General features: G+C 52.3%; 4 protein-coding genes. 1 reads left to right on the top strand and 3 read right to left on the bottom strand.

The genetic code is table 11. From position 1 onward, the window contains the following. The first annotated feature begins 199 nt into the window (after nucleotides 1-199). The gene (locus ACN4EK_RS32210) at nucleotides 200-1,132 is read left to right on the top strand and encodes a UDP-glucuronic acid decarboxylase family protein (protein ID WP_431662532.1); all 933 of its coding nucleotides are present in this window, start codon (nucleotides 200-202) and stop codon (nucleotides 1,130-1,132) included. On the opposite strand, the gene ACN4EK_RS32205 is transcribed toward ACN4EK_RS32210, so the two are convergent. The 3 genes from ACN4EK_RS32205 to ACN4EK_RS32195 all read right to left on the bottom strand — a co-directional run. Continuing rightward, nucleotides 1,111-1,695 carry a glycosyltransferase gene (locus ACN4EK_RS32205; protein WP_431662531.1) on the bottom strand — a complete coding sequence of 195 codons (585 nt, stop codon included), beginning with the start codon at nucleotides 1,693-1,695 and terminating at the stop codon, nucleotides 1,111-1,113. The genes ACN4EK_RS32210 and ACN4EK_RS32205 overlap by 22 nt on opposite strands. Beyond that, nucleotides 1,643-2,374, bottom strand: coding sequence for a glycosyltransferase family protein (locus tag ACN4EK_RS32200; RefSeq protein ID WP_431662530.1), 732 nt, complete (start codon nucleotides 2,372-2,374; stop codon nucleotides 1,643-1,645). Before ACN4EK_RS32200 ends, ACN4EK_RS32205 begins: the two co-directional genes overlap by 53 nt. Nucleotides 2,375-2,578: 204 nt before the next feature. After that, on the bottom strand, nucleotides 2,579-3,381 hold an 803-nt coding region (locus ACN4EK_RS32195; RefSeq protein WP_458575352.1), incomplete at its 5' end, for a phosphohexomutase domain-containing protein.

Raw genomic sequence — 3,381 nt, 5'->3', positions numbered from 1 at the left:
AGATGTGTATAAGAGACAGGCCTAGCACTGCTTTATCTTTGCATCAGCGTTGAAGTAAATTGGCATTTGTTGAGTCGAGCCGCTGTATTGTATTTTCTACTCCGAAATACTATTATCGAGCCATTCATCTAATATTTACATTCTGAGACAAAGCATCCGTTGTGGAGCTGAAGCGTATCGGTGTTTTAAAGGAGTTGAAATGAATAGTATATTGGTAACAGGCGGCGCCGGTTTTTTAGGATCTCATCTTTGCGACCGCTTGGTCGAGCGCGGTGATGAGGTACTTTGTCTCGACAATTTTTATACTGGCTCTAAGGCCAATGTTGCACACCTCCTAAGCAATAATAAATTTGAGATTATGAGACATGATGTGTGCTGGCCGCTGTATGTGGAGGTAAAACAAATTTACAATCTTGCATGCCCGGCCAGCCCGATCCACTATCAAAGCGATCCTGTTCAAACGACTAAGACCAGTGTGCACGGTGCCATCAATATGCTTGGGCTGGCTAAGCGCTTGAGCGCCAAGATACTTCAAGCCTCAACAAGCGAAGTTTATGGGGATCCTACAATGCATCCCCAACCCGAGGCCTATTGGGGCAACGTCAATCCGATTGGGATTCGCAGTTGCTACGATGAAGGAAAACGATGCGCAGAAACTCTCTTTTTTGATTACCATCGGCAACATGATCTTAGAATCAAAGTAATGCGCATATTTAACACATATGGCCCAAGAATGAATCCAAATGATGGCCGGGTCGTTTCAAACTTCATTGTGCAAGCACTCCGAGGGGAAGATATTACGATATTTGGTGACGGGCTTCAGACTCGAAGTTTCTGTTATGTAGACGATCTTATCGATGGGATGTTAAAACTTATGGACAGCCCAGATGATTTCACAGGTCCTGTGAACATCGGCAATCCCGGCGAGTTTACGATGCTAGAATTGGCTGAAGCGGTGCTTAGCCTCACCGGCAGTCGGTCACGCTTACGTTATGAACCGTTACCACAAGACGACCCGAAGCAGCGCAAACCGGATATTAGCCTCGCTCATTCGGCGCTTAATTGGCAGCCAAAGGTGAAACTTAACGATGGTCTGAAGGAAACTATAGCTTATTTTCGGTCAATCCTCTGATCGGCGATCTGCTGCAAGATGAAATCTCCGGCATCTGCCCAACTCGGTCGGGGTCTGGGGCATGTGAATGGTTGCCGCATTGGACCCTCAATCCATGCGGCAATTTCTGAGGCTAGGGCGTCGGGTGTTGCGTTCACATCGAATAAAGTCACTCCATGACCTTCGAGACCTTTAAAAACATCGAGTCGCCGAGCAAGGACTGGCCGCTGGTGAGCAAGGGACTCTACTACGGGTAAAACAAATCCCTCCGCCAAGCTGGGAAAGATGGTGCCTGTGCAAGTGGCGTATAAAACATCGAGTGCTTCGTCGCTGACGCGGCCAGTCCAAAACAATCGCTGACCGAATTCAGGATGGTTATGCAAATTGTCCATGAACGCATCCATCTTCCATCCGACACCTCCAACCAGGACCAGTTTCAGCGAGGAGCCCTCCGCCCAAAGCCGCTCCATCGCCGCCAAACTGTCGCTGTGCCCCTTTCGAGGCTCTATCGTGCCAACCTGCAAAAGCACGTCACCGCCCGAAAGCTGCTTCAAAAAGGTCAGAAAATCCTTCGGGTAACCCACTTGACGGACGGCTACCGGCAAGATCCCAGCCCATGGGCATGACCACCGCCGGAGGGCAGAGCGAGACACCTAAATGACGCTTCATAATTTGAGGAAGTTGGCGAGCTACTGGCTCAGAGATGCATAAGAAACGATCGGCTGTGCCGGCCATCAATACCAACCAATTCGAGAACCGCAGCACAAGGCGCTTTGAAAACCATTGAGGCTGTATGACCGGCAAGAAATCATAGATCACGTACCAGAACCGCACCCCTATCCGACGCATCCGAATGAGCTCGCGTCGCATTTTCCAGAGGGAGTCTAATGAAAAATCTAGACCAAGAAACATATCTCCATCACCAAAATCGATATCCTCATCGGTGATTGAGTATATACCATCTTCTACTAAAAGACGAACATATCGCTCTTTAACAAAGGAAATAAAAATTATTGTGATTTCTTGCTTGACCTTCGCTTTTTCGAGTTGAAATGCAATCGCCCGAACAACGCGCTGAATACCAGTGCCTGCATCATGTTGGCTGATCACAGACAGATCAACGAACACTCGCCCATTTAAATCATTAACAATCCCGACGTGTCTACGAGCGCTTTCCACATATCTCTTGGCGGAAAAAAACTTAAAGTGATAAATTGCAAACACACTGATTAGATTTCTTAGATAAAATGAGATTTTTTTCATGATTTCTTTTTTCCATATTTGAGAAATCTTACATATTTCGTTGACATGTCTATATTGACGACCAAACACCGAGAAGATCGAACAGCTCGAATACGGATTTATTATTAACAGTCCATTTAGCAGAAGCATCGTTACATTGGACAAATCTCCCCCATGATCAATCCTAGCGAGCAGATGATTCGCATCTGCTCCTGTCCTGCATCTTCAAAACCGTTCGGCAACCAACCCCAGCGCATCCCTAGCGAGCTCGCGTGCGACCTGCGGCGCCTCGGCCTCGGCATAACAGCGCAGTTCCGGCGCGTTGCCCGAGCCGCGCAGGTGGACCACCCGTTCGTTGGCAAAGGTCATGCGCACGCCGTCGGTGAGGTCGGTTGCGGCAAGCGGGGCTCCGGCGAGCGGCGCGAAGGCGTCATCGAGGCGTTCGTGCCGGCCCACCTCGCCAAGCAGCCAGGCCATCAGCGCGTCACGCCGTTCGGGCGAGAAATCGGGGATCCGGTCGCTGTGCGTCACGCGCGGCGGCAGTGCATCGACGAGAGCACGCACCGAACCGCCCCGCGCGGCCGTCAGCACCGCCAAGATGGGCAGGACGGCATCGCGGGTGGGCAAGGCCGACAGCCGGGCATCGCCGCGCGCGAGGTCGCTGCCGAGCAGGAAACCACCATTGGCCTCGTATCCGCAGACCCGTTCCTCGCCTTGCGAAAGGGCCGCATTCATCGCCTTGATGACGAAAGGCGAGCCGATCCGCGTGCGCTCGACGCGGCGGAAGAAGCCGCCCTTCTCGACCACGCTGTTACTCGACACGGGGGTCACGACCACATCCATCGCCAATTCGCGAGCGCAGAGCATGGCAAGGACATCGCCGCGCAGCCACTCGCCCGCCTCGTCGGCGAGCAGCGGCCGGTCGCTGTCGCCGTCGGTCGACACGATGGCGTCGAGGGCGTGTTCGTCGGACCATCGCCGTGCGAGCGCCGCGTCCTCCGGTAGCACTGCCTCGGTATCGACCGGGA

Source organism: Pantanalinema rosaneae CENA516 (assembly GCF_050753385.1).
GTDB lineage: Bacteria > Cyanobacteriota > Cyanobacteriia > Leptolyngbyales > Leptolyngbyaceae > Pantanalinema > Pantanalinema rosaneae.
Note: the sequence above shows the minus strand (reverse complement) of the source record. Positions and strands in the feature narration are given on the sequence as shown.

Excerpts from the sequence above, each read along its gene's own strand:
- ACN4EK_RS32210 (WP_431662532.1), top strand. The coding sequence starts at position 200 with ATGAATAGTATATTGGTAACAGGCGGCGCCGGTTTTTTAGGATCTCAT.
- ACN4EK_RS32200 (WP_431662530.1), bottom strand. The coding sequence starts at position 2,374 with ATGAAAAAAATCTCATTTTATCTAAGAAATCTAATCAGTGTGTTTGCA.